Genomic DNA, 16,900 nt, shown 5'->3' with positions numbered 1-16,900 from the left:
TTATCTTTTCTTGAGATCTCGGGCGGGGATTCCGCCATATACGCCTCCGGCAGGAACGTCTCGGGTTACCACAGCGCCCGCGGCGATGACCGCCCCCTTGCCGATACGAACACCGGAGGTTACCGTGACGCCGCTGGCAAGCCAGGCGCCGTCCTCGATAACAATGGGTGACCAGGTGACACCCTGCTCCTTGATGCTTTCGGAATCAGTATCGTCAAAATTGTGGTTTTCGGCGAAGAGGCGAACACCCGGTCCGAGCATGACATCGTCGCCAATTTCGATGCCTCCTGAGCATCCGATGTAGCAGTTGGGACCCATGCTTGAGCGGTCTCCCATGACCAGGCCTACCCCGATGTCGCGAGAGTAGTAGCTACTGGGCCTGATCATCGCGCCCGAACCGATTGAAACCGAATTACCGAATACCAACCCATCCCGTGCCAGCCCCTGGATTTCGGCAAAGTCCTCCACCACAAAATTTGCACCCACCGAGATGAACTGAGGGTTGTGGATTCTGACCCCGCGGCCGAGGAGGACCTGACCACGACGCGAGCGAAGAAACGGGCCACGTCCCATGCCTCGCACCATCATCGCGGAGGTCTTGCGTGCGAGTTGCCAGCTCACCCGCTGCCACCCGCTCAGATCGGTGTGACCAGCTACCCGACGTTTTTGGTCGCCGATGATCTTGTCAATGAATCCCAAGTTTCAATGATCCTGTTCTACTCTTTTTCACGGTGAAGTTCGGGGCGCCCTGAATGCTAAAAATCGTGGAGCCGACCTCGTCTTGTGGGTGCCTTTGCGCGAGCTACTTGGGGTTTGCGGCGATGAACTCGGCGAGTTTGTCGGTCTGGAAAGCCGTGGCAAGCTGGGCCATCTTGGCATCGTCGAGGAGCACGATTGACTGTCCATCGGGCGAAGTGCCGGTTCCGGTGGTCGGAGCGGTGAAGAACTTCACGTCATCGCCGCGCACGTTAGCCATGCTCGGTGCGAGGCCAGCCGCGAAGGCCGCGTTCAGACCACTGTCAACCTTGAGGAAGGGTGCCAGCGCATCGATTGATTCGATCACACGACCCGGGTTGGTCAGCGTTTCCTTGCTCAGCAGCTTGTTGAGGATGCCCTTCATATACAGCTGCTGGTTACGAGCACGCTGGTAGTCGCCATCCTGGAACGAGTAGCGCTCGCGCACGAACGACAGTGCGTCCTTGCCATCGAGGGTAATCTCGCCCTGGTTAAAGGTCTTGCCTCCGTGCAGGGCCGTGAAGGTGATCGGGTTATCGATCGTCACGCCACCCAGCGCATCGGTCAGCTTTTCGAAACCGTCGAAGTCGATTACGGCGACGTGGTCGATGCGGGTGTTAATGAGTCCCTCAACCACCTGTACCGCCAGCTTCGGGCCGCCGTAGGCCATTGCCGCGTTGATCTTGGCGGAGCCGTGGCCGGGGATCGGTACCCAGCTGTCGCGCATGAAGGAGGTGATGTACACACCCGAGCGGTCGCCGGGAATGTGCAGGACCATCATCGAGTCCGAGCGGTCTCCCTTGATGTTGTCGAGCTCCTTATCGCCGATCTCGCCGCGAGTATCCGAGCCGAGCAGCAGGATGTTCTGTGCGCCGGTGTCGGTCTTGGCGGGACGGCTCGCCTCATCGGGGAACGGATCGTCGATCTTCTCGGTCTGACCATCAAACTTCTGAGCGAGGGTCAGGGCGAAAATTCCGCCGCCGACGGCGACGGCGAGCACCACCACAACAATGGACAGGATCACTGTCAGGCTGATGCGCTTTTTCTTGGTGAGGGCCATATGTAAAGAGTTGTCCTTGCCGGTACGGGGAGACGTGCCGATTTTGGGCACAGGGCAGTCACTAATGATAACGGGTGTAGAGACAACGTGGTGGACAGGCATTTTTGACAGCCGCAGGAACTCGGCGATCAGGTCCCCCGGTATGGGGGTATGCGTCGTACCCACGGAGTAAGCTGGCACGCGGCGTGCGACCCCTTGCGTACGCCAAGTTGGAAGGCTTCACCATGTCACAGCGGACCGCCCGCATTCTCCCGCGCTGGATTGCGCTTATTCTTGCCGTCGTGATCGGATCGGCCATGTCGATTCAGGCTCGCATTAACGGTCACCTCGGTGAGGCACTACACGACGGCCTGGCCGCGGCCGCCGTCTCGTTCGGGTCGGGCCTGGTAGTCCTCTCGCTGATCATGATTTTCTCCCGCCCGGGGCGCCGCGGAGTCGCCGCGATCTTCCGCGGAATTGCCGGGAAAACGGTTCCCTGGTGGATTTTGCTGGCGGGCTTCTGCGGCGCATTCCTGGTGTTTAGCCAGAGCCAGGTGGGGGCCATCGTGGGCATCGCGATGTTCAGCGTCGCCGTGGTTGCCGGGCAGACCGTGTCCGGGCTCATCCTCGACGGCATCGGATTTGGGCCGCTTGGACGGGTTCGGCCGAGTATCAACCGACTGCTGGGTGCCGCGCTTGTGCTTGCCGCCGCCGGCTGGTCGGTGACCGGCAAGATCTCCGTGGACATTCCCGTGTGGGCACTGATCCTGCCCTTTATTGCCGGGCTTCTGCTGGGCTGGCAGCAGGCGGTTAACGGACGTGTGCGTGCGGCCGCAAACAGCGTGCTCTCGGCCACGTTCCTAAACTTCCTGTTCGGCACCTTCGCGCTGCTCTGCGCCGTCTTTATCAGTGGCGGACCGCACTTCACCGAGTTCACCTGGCCGAGCGATCCGTCCCTCTACGTGGGCGGACTGATCGGGTGTGTCTGCATCGGACTCTCGGCGTGGATTGTCGCCTCCACCGGCGTGCTGCTGATGGGGATGGGCATGATCGCCGGTCAGCTGATCACCGCGGTGATCCTGGACCTGATGGACTTCGGTGCTGACCAGATGTCCTTCGCCACCGTCGGCGGTGCACTCCTCGCGCTGGTTGCCGCAATTATTGCCGGGTTGCCGCGCTGGGGCCGTCACCGTCATGCGGCCCCCGCGGCCGCTCACACCGGCGCCGAATAGGCCACCGGCACAGCAAAGTGCCCGTGCCCTTGATCATCAGGGGCACGGGCATTCTGTGTTTTACGCGGTCGGCAGGCCGGTGATGAACCGAGCGCCGTCGATGGTGCGGGGCCGCTCGGGTTTGTCGCGGGGGAGCACCCCACCCACGTACAGCCAGCCCAGCAGCTTCTCCTGCGGGGCGAGTCCATGCATCCGGTGTACGGGGTCGGTACGAGTCAGCTCGCCGGTGCGCCACAGCACACCCCAGCCGGCCTCGTCCAGGAGCAGACTCAGCACGTGCGCAACACCCGAGGCCACGGCCTCCTGCTCCCACTCGGGAACCTTATGCGACTTTTTCGGGGCAAACACGATCGCGATCAGCAGTTCGGCACGCAGCGGCTTAGTGGAGGGAGAGCGCTTGCCTTCAGCCTCCGCCAGCGCCTCACCGAGACGGTGACGGTCGGTGCCGCGCAGCTCGATCAGCCGCCACGGTTCCAGGCCACTGTGATCGGCAACGCGACCCGCAGCCGAAACCAGCCGCACCAGCTCATCGTGATCCGGGGTTTCCGGCGATACCTTTGATCGTGATCGCCGCGTCAGTGCGGCCTCGTATGCCCCTGCGCTCACGCTACTCAGATTCCGCGGTGAAGTTCAGGGCGATCGAGTTCATGCAGTAACGGTCGCCGGTGGGGGTTCCGAAGCCGTCGTCAAAGACGTGTCCCAGGTGCGAGTCGCAGGTTGCACAGCGCACCTCGGTGCGGACCATGCCCAGCGAGCTATCCTCGATCAGCTTGACCGCCTCGGGACGCACGGACTCGTAGAAGCTCGGCCATCCGCAGCCCGAATCAAACTTGGTTCCACTCTTAAACAGTTCGGCACCACAGGCCGCACAGGTGTAGAGGCCGGCGCGCTCCTCGTCCAGCAGCTCGCCGGTCCAGGGACGCTCGGTCGCGGCCTCACGCAGCACCTGATACTGCTCGGGGCTCAGTTCTTCACGCCACTCGGCGTCACTCTTGTTCACAGGGGTGTTCATACCGTCTCCTTCGGGTGGTGATCCACTCCTAATCTAACGCTCTCGCCCACGGTTTGTTCCCCCTATTGGGGTAAGTCTCACCGGTTGGGTGGGGGTTCTCTCAGCAGGTCCCCATCTAGCGTCGGGGATTCGGGTTAGGATTACCCCACGGACCTCTTGAGGTGAGCGCTACTGGTGGGGAGATGACAATGAGTTCCGATTCCACGGCACCTACGCCGGAACCCGTGCGTGCCGGTGCGCTCAGCGATCGCGAACGTGCGATCCTCGAGTTTGAAAACCGCTGGTGGCAGCACCCGGGTTTGAAGGAGGAGGCCATTCGTGCCGAACTCTCGCTGTCCCCGGCTCGGTATTATCAGATCCTCTCGGGACTGATTGATCGTCCCGCCGCCCTCATCTTTGACCCGATGCTGATCAAACGTCTGCAGCGACTGCGTCAGGCCCGCCAGGCCGCCCGCGAACGCCGCGCCACCGGACAGCACTAGCCTCCCTCGATCGTTTTCCCGCCGTACCGGGCATCTGCCCGGCTGCTCGACCCGCCATGAGGAATCACCCAGATGCGCGAACGCCACCCCCACGACCGTTTTGACAACACCCGCACGCACACCAAGCGTGTGGGTGCTCATCGTGCCGCCGGTGCCCTGCCTCGGCGTCACTGGGGCTGGCTGGTCGCGGTCCTCGCGGTGGTGGTGCTGGTTCTGGGCGGGATTGTTTATATCGCCGTGCAGAACGGCAAGATCGACTTCACCCCGCCAACCTCGAGCGCGACCGAACAGCCCAGCGAGGAACCCACCGATGGTGCCACGGACAACCCCGATGATGGCGGAACCGATCAGAACGGTGGCGACACGGGCGAGAGCCAGGCACCGCCGAGCCAGACCCCGACCACCGGTGCGATCGATAAGACCGCCTCGATCTACGTCCTGAACGGCACAACCACCACGGGCTTGTCCGCCGGTGCCTCGACCAGACTGAACCAGGCGGGCTGGACCCAGCAGATCAGCGTGGGAAATGCCAAGAACAAGGCCGTCCGGCAGAGCGTGGTGTACTACCACGATGAGGCTGGCGAGTCTGCAGCCCGCGGTGTGGCCGCGGCCCTGGGCATTCAGACCGTGACCAAGTCGCAGGAGTATGCCAAGAACAATGCCGGTGGCCCGGCACCGGCGAACCAGGTTGTGGTTGTGCTGGGAACCGACTACTCGGCAAGCCGCTAGCGTAAGACGGGGTCGGGGCGTGGATCCACGCCCCGGAAAACGGGTGCGATAGGATCCCCGGTATGAGGATTCTGGTAACCGGTGGTGCGGGATATATCGGCGCGCATGTGGTCGAGTTGTTGCAGGCCCGGGGCGATGAGGTTGTCGCCGTGGATGACCTGATTACCGGCATCCCCGAGCGTATTCCCGGCGTGGTTATTCACGAGCTCGATTTGGCTGATACCCATGCTGTTGGGCGGTTGACCGAAATTCTCGAGACAGCCCGCATCGAGGCCGTTGTGCACTTCGCCGCACGCAAACAGGTTTTGGAATCGGTCCAAAAGCCCGCCTGGTACTTTCAGCAGAACATCGGTGGCCTGGCCAACCTGATGCTGGCGATGGAGGCAGCCGGCGTTCAGAATCTGGTGTTCTCGTCCTCGGCATCGGTGTATGGCAATGCGGTCGGGGCACAGATCGCCGAGGACGCCCCTACAATTCCGGTCAATCCGTACGGAATGTCGAAGCTTCAGGGCGAGTATCTGGTTGCCGCTGCGGGCACCGCCTGGGGTCTGCGCGGGGTGAGCCTGCGCTACTTCAACGTGGCCGGTGCCGGTTCGGACCGGTTGGGAGATCAGGCGGTACTCAACCTGGTCCCGATGATCTTTGAACGACTGGACCAGGGAGAATCTCCGCTGGTTTTTGGCGATGATTACGATACCCAGGATGGATCCTGCGTGCGAGACTACGTGCATGTTAGTGATCTCGCGGATGCCCACCTGGCGGCTCTCGATACCCTGGGGTCGCGACCGCACGGCTGGAACGAGGTGTTCAACGTGGGCACGGGGCTCGGTACCAGTGTGCTGGAGATGGTTGAGACCGTGCGCCGAGTGAGCGGTATTGATCTGCCCCCGGAGATTCGTGAGCGTCGTGCCGGGGACCCGGCATCGGTGGTGGCCTCGGTGACCAAAATCGAGCGGGAACTCGGATGGAGCGCCCGTCGCGGCACCGAGGAGATCATCCGTTCGGCCTGGGACGCGCACCGCGCCAATAACGCACGCTAAACCAGCGAGGCTCGGCCCAAATTGACCGGGGACGCGTTATGGTTAGCGGCATGTTGAGACTCGCCGCCCCCTCATCCACCGCAGGTGCGAGCGCCGTTCGTGTCACGCGGGTTCTGGTTACCTGCGTCCTCGGGGTTTCCCTGCTGGCCGCTTGTGCTCAGCGCCCCTCGCCCGCCCCGTCATCAACGCCGACCGCCACCCAGGATGTTCCGGGGACCGTGGCACCACTCACCGGTGAGCCGGCGACCGGGGCGGTCCTGAGTCGCCCCTCGCTCGCCGCCAAGATCGGGAACGATGTGGAGGCCCGTCCTCAGCGCGGCCTGGAACGTGCCGACCTGGTATTTGAGGAACTGGTCGAGGGTGGGCTGACCCGCTATGTTGCGGTCTGGCAGTCGCAGATTCCCGAGGAGCTGGGGCCGCTGCGTTCGATTCGTCCGATGGACCCGGACATCATTTCCCCCTTCGGTGGCCTCGTGGCCTACTCGGGTGGACAGCAGATCTTCGTGGACCAGATGGAAAACACCCCGGTCAAAAACTTCATCCACGGTCAGCCGAATGCCGATCCGTTTATGTACCGCAGCAAGGACAAACCTGCCCCGCACAACGTCATCCTGCGGGCCGAGAAACTGATCGACGATCAACAGGGACTGAGCGCGCCGCCCACGCAGTTTGAGCATGCCGAAACCGCCGAGGGTGCCTCGGCACTCCAGGGCGGTATCCCGGTGGCGACAATCCACGCGACGTTCTCAACCTCCCGACAGCAGTCCTGGGCCTGGGATGCCAGCCAGGGGGTTTTCCTGCGCTCCCAGCAGGGCAAGCCCGATCTGGATCCCGACGGCAAGACCCGGTCTGCGACGAACGTGATTGTGCTTCGGGTGAACATCGATAACCAGTACCAGGGGGTGCCCAAGACCGTGCTGATCGGTTCGGGCACCGGATACGTGGCGACCGGTGGGCAGGTGATTCCGGTCACCTGGTCCAAGACCGAGGCCACCGCGCCGATCACGCTCACCACCGAGGCGGGCGAGCCGATACTGTTGGCTCCCGGCAATGCCTGGGTTGAGCTTGTGCCGCTGATCTCCGGTGCCGAAGTGCGCGTCGAATAGGCACCCTGCGGGCTCCCTGTTCATCCGCCGTCATCTGCCTGGTTCGGCTTGCACTCGTAGGTGGAGAGTGCCAGAATCGAGTTAGCACTCACATTCATCGAGTGCTAACCCCGTTTTCGACGTCCGGGAGGGACGAAAAACCACATGGCAAAGATCATTGCTTTTGACGAAGAGGCCCGCCGCGGTCTTGAGCGTGGACTGAACACGCTCGCCGACGCCGTCAAGGTCACCCTTGGCCCGCGCGGTCGGAACGTAGTACTTGAGAAGAAGTGGGGCGCCCCCACGATCACCAACGATGGTGTGTCCATCGCCAAGGAGATCGAGCTCGACGACCCGTACGAGAAGATCGGTGCGGAGCTCGTCAAGGAGGTCGCCAAGAAGACCGATGACGTCGCCGGTGACGGAACCACCACCTCGGTGGTTCTCGCCCAGGCTCTGGTCCGCGAGGGCCTGCGTAACGTCGCCGCCGGTGCCGACCCGATCAGCCTGAAGAAGGGCATCGAGAAGGCCGTGGCCGCGGTTATCGCCGAGCTGACCGAAGCTTCCAAGGAGATCGAGACCAAGGACCAGATCGCCGCCACCGCGTCGATCTCGGCCGCCGACACCGGCATTGGTGAGATCATCGCCGAGGCCATCGACAAGGTTGGTAAGGAGGGTGTGGTCACCGTTGAGGAGTCCAGCACCTTCGGTACCGAGCTCGAGCTGACCGAGGGTATGCGCTTCGACAAGGGTTACCTGTCGGCCTACTTCGTCACCGACCCCGACCGCCAGGAGACCGTCTTCGAGGATGCCTACATCCTGATCGCAGACTCCAAGATCTCCTCGGTCAAGGACCTGTCCCCGGTTGCCGACCTGGTCATGCAGACCGGCAAGCCCCTCGTCATCATCGCCGAGGACGTGGACGGCGAAGCGCTGACCACCCTGGTTGTCAACAAGATCCGTGGCATCTTCAAGTCCGCCGCCGTCAAGGCTCCGGGCTTCGGTGAGCGCCGCAAGGCTCAGCTCAAGGACATCGCCGTACTGGCCGGTGGAGAGGTTATCTCCGCCGAGCTCGGCCTGACCTTCGAGCAGCTGAAGCTGACCGACCTGGGCCGCGCCCGCAAGGTTGTTATCACCAAGGACGAGACCACCATCGTTGAGGGTGCCGGCGACGCCGACGCCATCGCCGGTCGCGTGGCTCAGATCCGTCGCGAGATCGAGGGCACCGACTCGGACTACGACCGCGAGAAGCTGCAGGAGCGTCTGGCCAAGCTGGCCGGCGGTGTTGCGGTCATCAAGGCCGGAGCCGCAACCGAGGTTGAGCTCAAGGAGCGCAAGCACCGCATCGAGGACGCCGTGCGTAACGCCAAGGCTGCCGTCGAAGAGGGCATCATCGCCGGTGGTGGCGTTGCCCTGATCCAGGCCGGCAAGCTGGCCTTCGAGAAGCTGGAGCTCGTCGGCGACGAGGCAACCGGTGCAAACATCGTTCGCGTGGCCATCGAGGCTCCGCTGAAGCAGATCGCACTGAACGCCGGCCAGGAGCCCGGTGTTGTGGCCGCCAAGGTCCGCGACCTGCCCGTCGGCCACGGCTTCAACGCCGCATCCGGTGAGTACGGTGACATGATCGCCCAGGGCATCATCGACCCGGCCAAGGTCACCCGTTCGGCCCTGCAGAACGCCGCATCGATCGCCGGTCTGTTCCTGACCACCGAGGTCGTCGTGGCCGACAAGCCCGAGAAGGCTGCTCCGGTAGCCGGTGGCGACGGCGGCGGTATGGACTTCTAAGTCCAACCCTCGTTTCACACGAGACGGGCGCTCTCCTTCGGGAGGGCGCCCGTTTTGTTGTTGCTACGGAGCTTGAACGGGCCTGCAAGCACATTCGTCTTGCAGACCCGGTCGACTCCTGATGAGGGACCTTGTCCTCACCTTCTTGTCAGCGAAGTTACGCGCCGATGACCAGAATTACAAGAGTCGAGGATCGTTTCTGCACGGGAATGACAGGCTAAATGAGCATTAGGCGCGCGGCGGCCAGGGGAGCAGGCGTGAGGTCCGGGCGCGGTAGGCCGCGTAGCCGGGATACTTAGCGCCGGAGATGGATTCGGCCATCACCGTCGAGCCGATGCTCTGTGCGGTCAGGAGCACGGTTCCCAGGATGGTCCAGGAGAACGGCTCTCCCACCGCAATGGCTCCCAGCACATAGAACATCCACCACATCATGATCTCGCAGAACAGGTTGGGATGCCGGGAGAGGCGAAACAGGCCGGTGCTGATAAAGCCGTCGGCCAACGGCTTTCCCGCGGCCACGGCGGCTTTCTTGCGCTGCTGGAACCGCCACTGCTGACCGTCGGCCGTGCCCTCACCCATCAGCAGGACGACGAACACGGCGGCAAAAAGCCAGTCCGACCACCCCAGCGGGGTGCGGTGTTCGTATGCGGTCCAGGCGGGAAGCACCAGGAGCAGCAGGAGAGCCTGCTGGTAAACGCTAATAAAGAGCGCGTGGAAAAAGAACCACTGTGTGCGATTCAACCTGTTGCGCACGGTTCCCCAGCGATAGTCCTCGGCACCGCGCCTATAGCCACCCTTGCGGGCGTAGTTGAATGTGAGACGCACGCCCCAGGCGGTAGCGAGGATCGCCAGTAGATTCAGCCGGGGATCCGCGAGGCCCGCGGCCGCGGCAAACACCCAGCCATAGACAATCGGCAGGATCGACCACAACCGGTCGAGCCAGGCAGACGAGCCGGTGCGGGCGGTCACGGCCCAGCTCAGCACCGCCACCCCGGCGAAGATCAGAATGCTCACGAGTAGTGGATTGATCGCGGTCATATCCAACGCTGGTCTCCTTGCCCCGCGGAGCACCCCGCCCCGGTGGCCCCATTCTGGCAACGAGTGCGGGCGAGGGCAAGCATCACGGGTAAACCCGGCCGATCCGGGACCGAAAACCTGAGGCTAGCGTGCCCGGGCTTCCGGGCGTCGAGACGATAGCTAGCTTGGACGTACACGCTGGTCCCCGAAGTCAAGGGAGCCCATGACCATGCGTCGTCGCCGAATATCCACCGTGTTCGCCCCCGCGTTGCTGGCACTCGGTGCCACGCAGGTTCTCGCCTCCACCGCTGCCGGTTTGGCACTCACCGTGGTGACGCCGGTTGCGTATCAGCTGTCCCGGTCCGCGCAGATTGCCGGTCTGTCGCAGACGGCGATGATTCTCGGAGCGAGTCTCCTCACCCTCCCCATCGCCGCGCTGTCGCGGCGTCGAGGGCGACGCACCGCCCTCGGTACCGCGTTTTCCCTGGCTGCGCTCGGAGCCATGGGCACGGTACTGGCGATCGCAGCCGATTCCTGGCCCTTCTTCCTGATCGCCCTGGTCCTTATCGGAGGAGGTACCGTGGGCGCTTTAGCGACCCGCTTTGCCGCAGCCGACGCGGTTACCGATCCCATCCACCTGCCCCTGGCGATCAGCCTGATTCTCTGGGCGGGGACGTGTGGATCGCTGATTGGCCCGAACCTGATGAGCCTGACCGGCGGGACCAAATCGGCACCGCCTTTTATCGTGTTGCTGGTCCTCTACATTCTGGCGGCAAGTATTTCATTCCACTGGGCACCAGCCGGAGCCATCGAAGCGAATGGGCGTAGACCCGGGGTGGAACGACGGGATCTTCCGACGGTGTTGCGTCGCCACCCCGCGGCGATGTTTGCCCTGGTCCTCACGCTGGTCGCGCATTCGGTGATGATCGCCCTCATGGGGATGGCCCCCGTGCACCTGGGAATGGTGGATACTCCGGCCGGCCTGGTGGGGATGATGATGAGCGCCCATCTGGTCGCGATGTATGTCCTGAGCCCGGTTTTTGGACTGCTTGCCCGGTGGCGAGGCGCGCGGTTCGTGGGGCTCTGCGGGCTTGTACTCTCCGGTGCCGCGGCCGTCGTGCTCGCGCTGCCGCATTCGGGAGACCACTGGAGATTTGCGGCTGGGCTTACTCTGCTGGGATTTGGATGGTCAATGAGTATCGTGGCGGGCTCGGTGCTGGTCTCCGAGAGCATTCCACCCCGGGAGCGCGGACGGTTACAGGGCCTGATGGATCTCACCATGAACGTCTCCGGCGGCTGTGCCAGCATCATCGCGGGCACCCTGACGGCGGTCTGGTCATACGGGACACTCGCCTGGGCCTCCGGCGCACTGGCCGGTGTCACGCTGGTTCTGATCGGCGTCCTGCGTTTCGGAGCACCCCGAAAAGCGGTTCCTGAATAGGGGTAGGCGCCGGCGCGCGGCGGGAACACCGGGTGGGTTGGACACCACGGCCACGGGAAACGGAACCGCCCCCGGGACCGAGGACGGTTCCGGGGGCGGTGGCTTGCCTGGGGAGGGCGGTTAGATTGCTGCCTCGGACCAGGCGTCGTGGTTGCCGAAGCGGTGTGCGGTGATCGAGATGGCCTGCTCGTGCAGGAACGGCAGCAGCTCGATCCGGCCGGCCTCGGTGACCGGGTCGCGGTAGAAGGCCAGCTCGGGGCGTCCACCGGCGGCGGCGTACTCGTCACCGGTGCTCGAACCGACCACGCGGATGCGGGCCAGGTCGGTGGTGGGCAGGGTGGCCAGCCACTCGGCATCGTTCTGGTTCGTGACCGTCAGACCCGAGGCGCGCAGCGCCGACTCCAGCGTTCCCGGCAGGGCGATTCCGGTGCTCACCGGGACGTTGCCGCCGGCACGAACCGCGGCGATCAGCACACGCACGGCGTCGGTCAGGTTCGCGTTCTCGGCGATCCGCACGCCCGTGTGGGCGGGCAGGTAGCGGAACAGGTTACGCTCCAGGCCCAGGTCTGACACATCTGCGGCGATCCCGAACTCGGTGTCCCAGGCGGCCTGGTCGAGGGCGGCGGCACGCAGCAGGGTCTCGGTGTCGATGCCGCTGGCGGCGTTGATGATGCCGCGCACCCGGGCGTCCGGTCCCGTCTGCGGAACCACGGACACGGCGGCCGGGGCAAACGAACCCAGACCGAACAGGTAGTTGGGTCCACCGGCCTTGGCCCCGGCACCGATGGCCGAACGCTTCCAGCCGCCGAAGGGCTGACGGCGCACGATCGCCCCGGTGATGCCGCGGTTCACATACAGGTTTCCGGCCTGCACGCCGTCCAGCCACACCTTGAGTTCGGCGGCATCCAGCGAGTGGAGACCGGCGGTCAGGCCGTAGGCGGTGCCGTTCTGCACGCGGATTGCGTCCTCCAGGGTGGGGACGCTCATCACGCCGAGCACGGGTCCGAAGAACTCGGTGGTGTGGAAGCGGCTACCCTCGGCCACGCCGAGGCGCACGCCGGGGGAGTACAGCTGGCCCTCGTCGTCGAGCTTCTTCGGGGTCACGGCCCAGGTCTCGCCCGGTGCCAGTTCGTTCAGCGCCCAGGCAAGCTTGCCGGTGGCGGGTTCGATGATCGGTCCCACCTGGGCGGCGAGGTTCGTGGGCAGGTCCACGCGCAGGCTCGAGGTGGCGTCCTTGAGCTGGTTGATGAAGCGCTCGGAGCGTCCCATCTCGCCCACTAGGATCACCAGGCTCGCGGCCGAGCACTTCTGTCCGGCGTGTCCGAACGCCGAGTAGACCACGTCGGCCACGGCCAGGTCGATGTCGGCGCTCGGGGTCACGATGATCGAGTTCTTCCCCGAGGTCTCGGCGAGCAGCGGGAGGTCCTGTCGCCAGGAGCGGAACAGCTCGGCGGTTTCAAACGCGCCGGTGAGGATCACCCGGTCCACGTTCGGGTGCGAGATCAGCTGCTTGCCGAGGTCACCTTCGGCCACATCGGCGAGGATCAGCACCTCGCGCGGCACCCCGGCCTCCCAGAGGAGTTCGGCGATGACCGCGGCGCAGCGACGGGCCTGCGGGGCTGGCTTGAGGATCACGGCGGATCCGGCGGCCAGCGCGGCGAGCACCGAACCGGTGGGGATCGCGACCGGGAAGTTCCACGGCGGGGCAACCACGGTCAGGGTCGCCGGGGTGAAGTCGGCGCCCTGGATGCGGTCGAGTTCCTCGGCACGCTCGGCGTAGTACACGGCAAAGTCGATGGCCTCGGATACCTCGGGGTCGGCCTGGTCCAGGCTCTTTCCGGTCTCCACGGCGGCCACCTCGATCAGCTCACCACGGTGGGCCGACAGGTTTCGGGCCACCTCGCGCAGCACGCGGGCGCGCTCGGCGGATCCGGCAGCATGCCAGGCGGGCTGGGCGGCGCGGGCACCGGCAATCAGCGCCTCGACCTCGTCGCCGGTGTGGACGGCGGCCGCGGCGATCCCGGCCAGTCCCAGCTCGGAGGTGGGGATGCGGGCGGCAATCTGGTGCGCCCAACGGATGTTATCGGGCAGCGAGGAGTCGGTGTCCGGGGTGTTGGCAAACGCGGCCGCGGGGGTCGCAGGCACCTCGGCCAGGCGCGACTGGGTGCGGTTGGCGCCGGGGACGGTCGCATCCACCGCGGCCAGCGAGGCCAGGAAGCGGTTCTTCTCGCGGTCGAACAGCGAGGGGTCCTTGGTCAGCTCAAACACCGCGGACATGAAGTTCTGCGGGCTGGCGTTTTCCTCGAGCCGGCGCACCAGGTAGGAGATCGCGGCGTCGAAGTTTTCGGGGGCGACCACCGGGGTGTAGAGCAGCAGCGAGCCAACATCCTTGGAGATCGCGGCGGCCTGGCCCTCGGCCATGCCGAGCAGCATCTCAAACTCGACCCGGTCGGAGACCCCGCGGGCCTCGGCCAGCAGGTGTGCGTGGGCGATGTCAAAGAGGTTGTGACCGGCGATACCCAGGCGGACGGCGTCGGTGTGCTCGGGACGCAGAGCCCAGTCGAGTACACGCTTGTAGTTGGTATCGGAGTCCTGCTTGGTTCCGTAGGTCGCGAGCTCCCAGCCGTGGACGGTGGCCGAGACGGTCTCCATTGCCAGGTTGGCGCCCTTCACCACACGCACCTTGATGCCGGCACCACCGCGGGCACGACGGGCCTGGGACCACTCGGTGAGCTCCTGGATCGCGCCCAGCGCATCGGGCAGGTAGGCCTGCAGCACGATGCCGGCTTCGAGGGTCAGGAACTCGGGGCGGTCGAGGATCGCCTTCAGCACATCGATGGTCAGGTGGAGGTCGTGATACTCCTCCATGTCCAGGTTGATGAACTTGGGGGAGGGAGAGTTTGCGGCCAGCTGGTACAGCGGCACCAGGCGGTCCACCACCTTGGTGACGGTGTTGTCGTAGTCCCAGAGGCTCAGCTCGTTGACCACCGAGGACACCTTGATCGACACGTAGTCCACGTCGGGGCGGGCCAGCAGTTCGCGGGTTCCGGCCAGGCGACGGTTGGCTTCGGCATCACCGAGCACCGCCTCGCCGAGCAGGTTGATGTTCAGGCGGTGACCGGCGGCGGAGAGGTGGCTGATGCCGCGACCGAGCTGCGCCGGACGGGCATCGAGAATCAGGTGGCTCACCATCCCGCGCAGGACGCGGCGGGCGATCGGAACCACGATCCCGGGCAGGATCGGCGCAAACGCACCACCCAGACGCACGGCACCGCGCATGTAGGCGGGCAGGAACCGCGGGGTGTTCCTGGCCAGGGCGCGCAGGTTCTTGGCGGCCACGCCCAGGTCTTCGGGGCGGATGACCCGGTCCACAAAGCCCAGGGTGAAGTCGAGGCCGGCGGGATCGCGCAGGGTTTCGGCCAGCAGCGTCGCCGAACGGCTCGGGGCATGGTCCTTGCTCTCGGTGAGCCAGCGGCGCACCAGGGCGACGGCGTCCTCGCCGGGCACGGTGGGAAGTTCTGTGGTCATGATGTTCCTGACGACGGGGTCGAACGCCACCCGGGGCGGGAGGCCCTGCAAATCTACGCCGGAATACGACCAATATTATTGGCCAACTGAATGAGGCTCTAGGCTATCTCTAGGACGTTTGCACAATAAGACGAGACGGGTGAGGATTATGACCGGTGATGTGGAACTGCGCACCCTGCTGCATACGATCGGCGCGCCCCTGGCCCGGCTGATCACCACGGGTAAAACCTCGGTTCGACTCCGTGCGAGCGCGGTGATCGAGGCCGACGAGCTGCGCACCCGCAGCATCCCCGATGCCGACGTGCTGCTGCTGATCGGCGTGCGTGATGCGGACCTTGCTTCCCTCGTGCCGCTGGCTCCCGAGGGCAGCGTGCTTTTTGTGAAGCTGGCGGGCGAGCCCGAGGCCGCGATCGCTGCCGCCCAGGAGCGCGGCGTCCACCTCGTCCGAGTGCATCCCGACGCCGGTTGGGACCAGTTGGCCGGGCTCGTGCAGCGGGTGCTCGGGCATGCCGCGCTCCCAGATCCCGCCCGTGGTGAGGACGCCGGTGACCTGTTTGCGCTGGCCGAATCGGTGGCCGCCCAGGTGCGCGGACTGGTGAGCATCGAGGGACCCGGCGGCGAGGTGCTCGCCTATTCGCGTGCGGTGGCCGGGGCGGATGAGCTGCGGATTTCCTCGATCCTCGGGCGGCGCGGTCCAGCCGCCCAGATGCGCCGACTCAGCGACGAGGGTGTGCTGAGTGCGCTGGCTCGGGAAGACACCGTGGTGCAGGTCCCGGCAACCGCCGATGGGCTGCGTCAGGAGCGTCTCGCCGTGGGCATCCACGACGGCGGAGAATTCCTCGGCACGCTCTGGATTCAGCGCGGGGTTGTCCCCTTCGCCCCCGATGCCCGCGACCTGCTGCCCGGTGCCGCTCGGCTCGCGGTGCGCGGGTTGCGTGGCCGCCCCGGAGGACCTGGGCTGGAAGAACGCCTGGTCCGTGAGGGCCTGGGACTGGGTGCTCCCGGAACCGAACCCACGGTCACCGACCGTTATGCACTGGCGAGCCTGCTGGATCCGCGCGGAAATGAGTTCCTCGCGGTGATTGGCTTCGCTCCGGACGCGGCCGCCGGGCTCGAGGAAAGCGCGGTGGCCGCCCTCACCGGGTACCTCCGCCTCTCGGCATCCAGCGATCGCCGCCGGATCGTGATGGGCACCCATCGTGGACGGCTGTACGCAATCATCACCGGAACCGACCCCGACCGCCTGACCGAGTGGACCGAAACCGCCCTGGCCAGTGTGCGCTCACGTTTGACCGGTGCGTTACACGCGGGCATCGCCGAAGCCGAGGGCGGGTTCGCGACGCTACCCGAGGCGCGTCTCAGCGTGGATCATCTACTGGACACCGTCGCCCGCGACCCGGCACGATTCCCCGCCGTGGTCACCCGATCGGGTCTGCGCTCGGACGTACTCCTGGGGGAGGTGACCGGCTGGTTGTCCTCCCGCCCCGACCTCCGCGATCCGCGGCTGGAAGCCCTGCACGCGCATGATGCCACCCATGAGGGCGCACTGATCCCCAGTATCCGCGCCTATCTCGACGCGTTTTCCGACGTGCGCTATGCCGCCGATCGGCTGGGCATCCACCCCAATACGCTCCGCTACCGCCTGACCCGGGCGCAGCAGATCAGCGGGCTGGACCTGGCTGATGCGGCGACCCGATTGATGACCGCGCTCCTGCTGCGGCTCCCCGCCGCCGAGGAGGAGGCGCGCTAACCCGACTTTGCCGCCGCCGAGGAGG

The 16,900-nt window shown here is 65.2% G+C and carries 14 protein-coding genes; 8 read left to right on the top strand and 6 right to left on the bottom strand.

Annotated elements, in window-relative coordinates:
• Together M2390_RS13515 and M2390_RS13510 are read right to left on the bottom strand one after the other, a co-directional pair.
• Positions 1-699 carry a DapH/DapD/GlmU-related protein gene (locus M2390_RS13515; RefSeq protein WP_259179504.1) on the bottom strand — a complete coding sequence of 233 codons (699 nt, stop codon included), beginning with the start codon at positions 697-699 and terminating at the stop codon, positions 1-3.
• Between the two features lie 103 nt (positions 700-802).
• A complete protein-coding gene (locus M2390_RS13510) occupies positions 803-1,795 on the bottom strand; it encodes an LCP family protein (protein ID WP_259179502.1) in 993 nt (330 codons plus the stop codon).
• A 224-nt stretch (positions 1,796-2,019) separates the two neighbouring features.
• Here M2390_RS13510 and M2390_RS13505 point away from each other — a divergent pair, with 224 nt between their 5' ends.
• A complete protein-coding gene (locus tag M2390_RS13505; RefSeq protein WP_259179500.1) occupies positions 2,020-3,006 on the top strand; it encodes a DMT family transporter in 987 nt (328 codons plus the stop codon).
• A 60-nt stretch (positions 3,007-3,066) separates the two neighbouring features.
• Here M2390_RS13505 and M2390_RS13500 read toward each other — a convergent pair whose 3' ends face one another.
• Together M2390_RS13500 and msrB are read right to left on the bottom strand one after the other, a co-directional pair.
• Positions 3,067-3,612, bottom strand: a complete 546-nt coding sequence (locus M2390_RS13500; RefSeq protein WP_259179499.1) for a nitroreductase family protein — start codon at positions 3,610-3,612, stop codon at positions 3,067-3,069.
• A 1-nt stretch (position 3,613) separates the two neighbouring features.
• Entirely contained in the window at positions 3,614-4,018 is a 405-nt protein-coding gene (gene msrB / locus M2390_RS13495) for a peptide-methionine (R)-S-oxide reductase MsrB (RefSeq protein ID WP_259179498.1), read from the bottom strand.
• A 188-nt stretch (positions 4,019-4,206) separates the two neighbouring features.
• On the opposite strand from msrB, the gene M2390_RS13490 reads away from it, so the two are divergent.
• The 5 genes from M2390_RS13490 (at position 4,207) to groL (ending at position 9,139) form a co-directional block, all read left to right on the top strand.
• Positions 4,207-4,500: a DUF3263 domain-containing protein gene (locus M2390_RS13490; RefSeq protein WP_030148234.1), complete on the top strand. Its 294-nt coding sequence runs from the start codon at positions 4,207-4,209 to the stop codon at positions 4,498-4,500.
• Between the two features lie 72 nt (positions 4,501-4,572).
• A complete protein-coding gene (locus M2390_RS13485) occupies positions 4,573-5,229 on the top strand; it encodes a LytR C-terminal domain-containing protein (RefSeq protein WP_259179497.1) in 657 nt (218 codons plus the stop codon).
• Between the two features lie 62 nt (positions 5,230-5,291).
• The gene (gene galE / locus M2390_RS13480) at positions 5,292-6,269 is read left to right on the top strand and encodes a UDP-glucose 4-epimerase GalE (protein ID WP_259179495.1); all 978 of its coding nucleotides are present in this window, start codon (positions 5,292-5,294) and stop codon (positions 6,267-6,269) included.
• 50 nt (positions 6,270-6,319) lie between these two features.
• Positions 6,320-7,375, top strand: a complete 1,056-nt coding sequence (locus M2390_RS13475) for a DUF3048 domain-containing protein (protein ID WP_259179494.1) — start codon at positions 6,320-6,322, stop codon at positions 7,373-7,375.
• 144 nt (positions 7,376-7,519) lie between these two features.
• Positions 7,520-9,139: a chaperonin GroEL gene (groL, locus tag M2390_RS13470; RefSeq protein WP_030148237.1), complete on the top strand. Its 1,620-nt coding sequence runs from the start codon at positions 7,520-7,522 to the stop codon at positions 9,137-9,139.
• Positions 9,140-9,367: 228 nt separating this feature from the next.
• Here the strand turns inward: groL and M2390_RS13465 are convergent, their stop codons facing one another.
• Positions 9,368-10,177, bottom strand: a complete 810-nt coding sequence (locus tag M2390_RS13465; RefSeq protein WP_259179490.1) for a DUF1295 domain-containing protein — start codon at positions 10,175-10,177, stop codon at positions 9,368-9,370.
• Positions 10,178-10,379: 202 nt separating this feature from the next.
• On the opposite strand from M2390_RS13465, the gene M2390_RS13460 reads away from it, so the two are divergent.
• Positions 10,380-11,597 (top strand): MFS transporter, encoded by a 1,218-nt coding sequence (locus tag M2390_RS13460; protein ID WP_259179488.1) that lies wholly within the window; start codon positions 10,380-10,382, stop codon positions 11,595-11,597.
• A 120-nt stretch (positions 11,598-11,717) separates the two neighbouring features.
• On the opposite strand, the gene M2390_RS13455 is transcribed toward M2390_RS13460, so the two are convergent.
• Positions 11,718-15,125 (bottom strand): proline dehydrogenase family protein, encoded by a 3,408-nt coding sequence (locus tag M2390_RS13455; protein ID WP_259179487.1) that lies wholly within the window; start codon positions 15,123-15,125, stop codon positions 11,718-11,720.
• A gap of 148 nt (positions 15,126-15,273) precedes the next feature.
• Between M2390_RS13455 and M2390_RS13450 the strand changes: the two genes are divergently transcribed.
• On the top strand, positions 15,274-16,875 hold the full coding sequence (locus tag M2390_RS13450; protein ID WP_259179486.1) for a CdaR family transcriptional regulator: 1,602 nt from the start codon (positions 15,274-15,276) through the stop codon (positions 16,873-16,875).
• Positions 16,876-16,900 lie beyond the last annotated feature (25 nt).

Origin of the sequence: Mycetocola sp. BIGb0189 (assembly GCF_024810155.1) — a bacterium.
Classification (GTDB): Bacteria; Actinomycetota; Actinomycetes; order Actinomycetales; family Microbacteriaceae; genus Mycetocola; species Mycetocola lacteus.
This window is presented reverse-complemented; position numbering and strand designations above follow the sequence as displayed.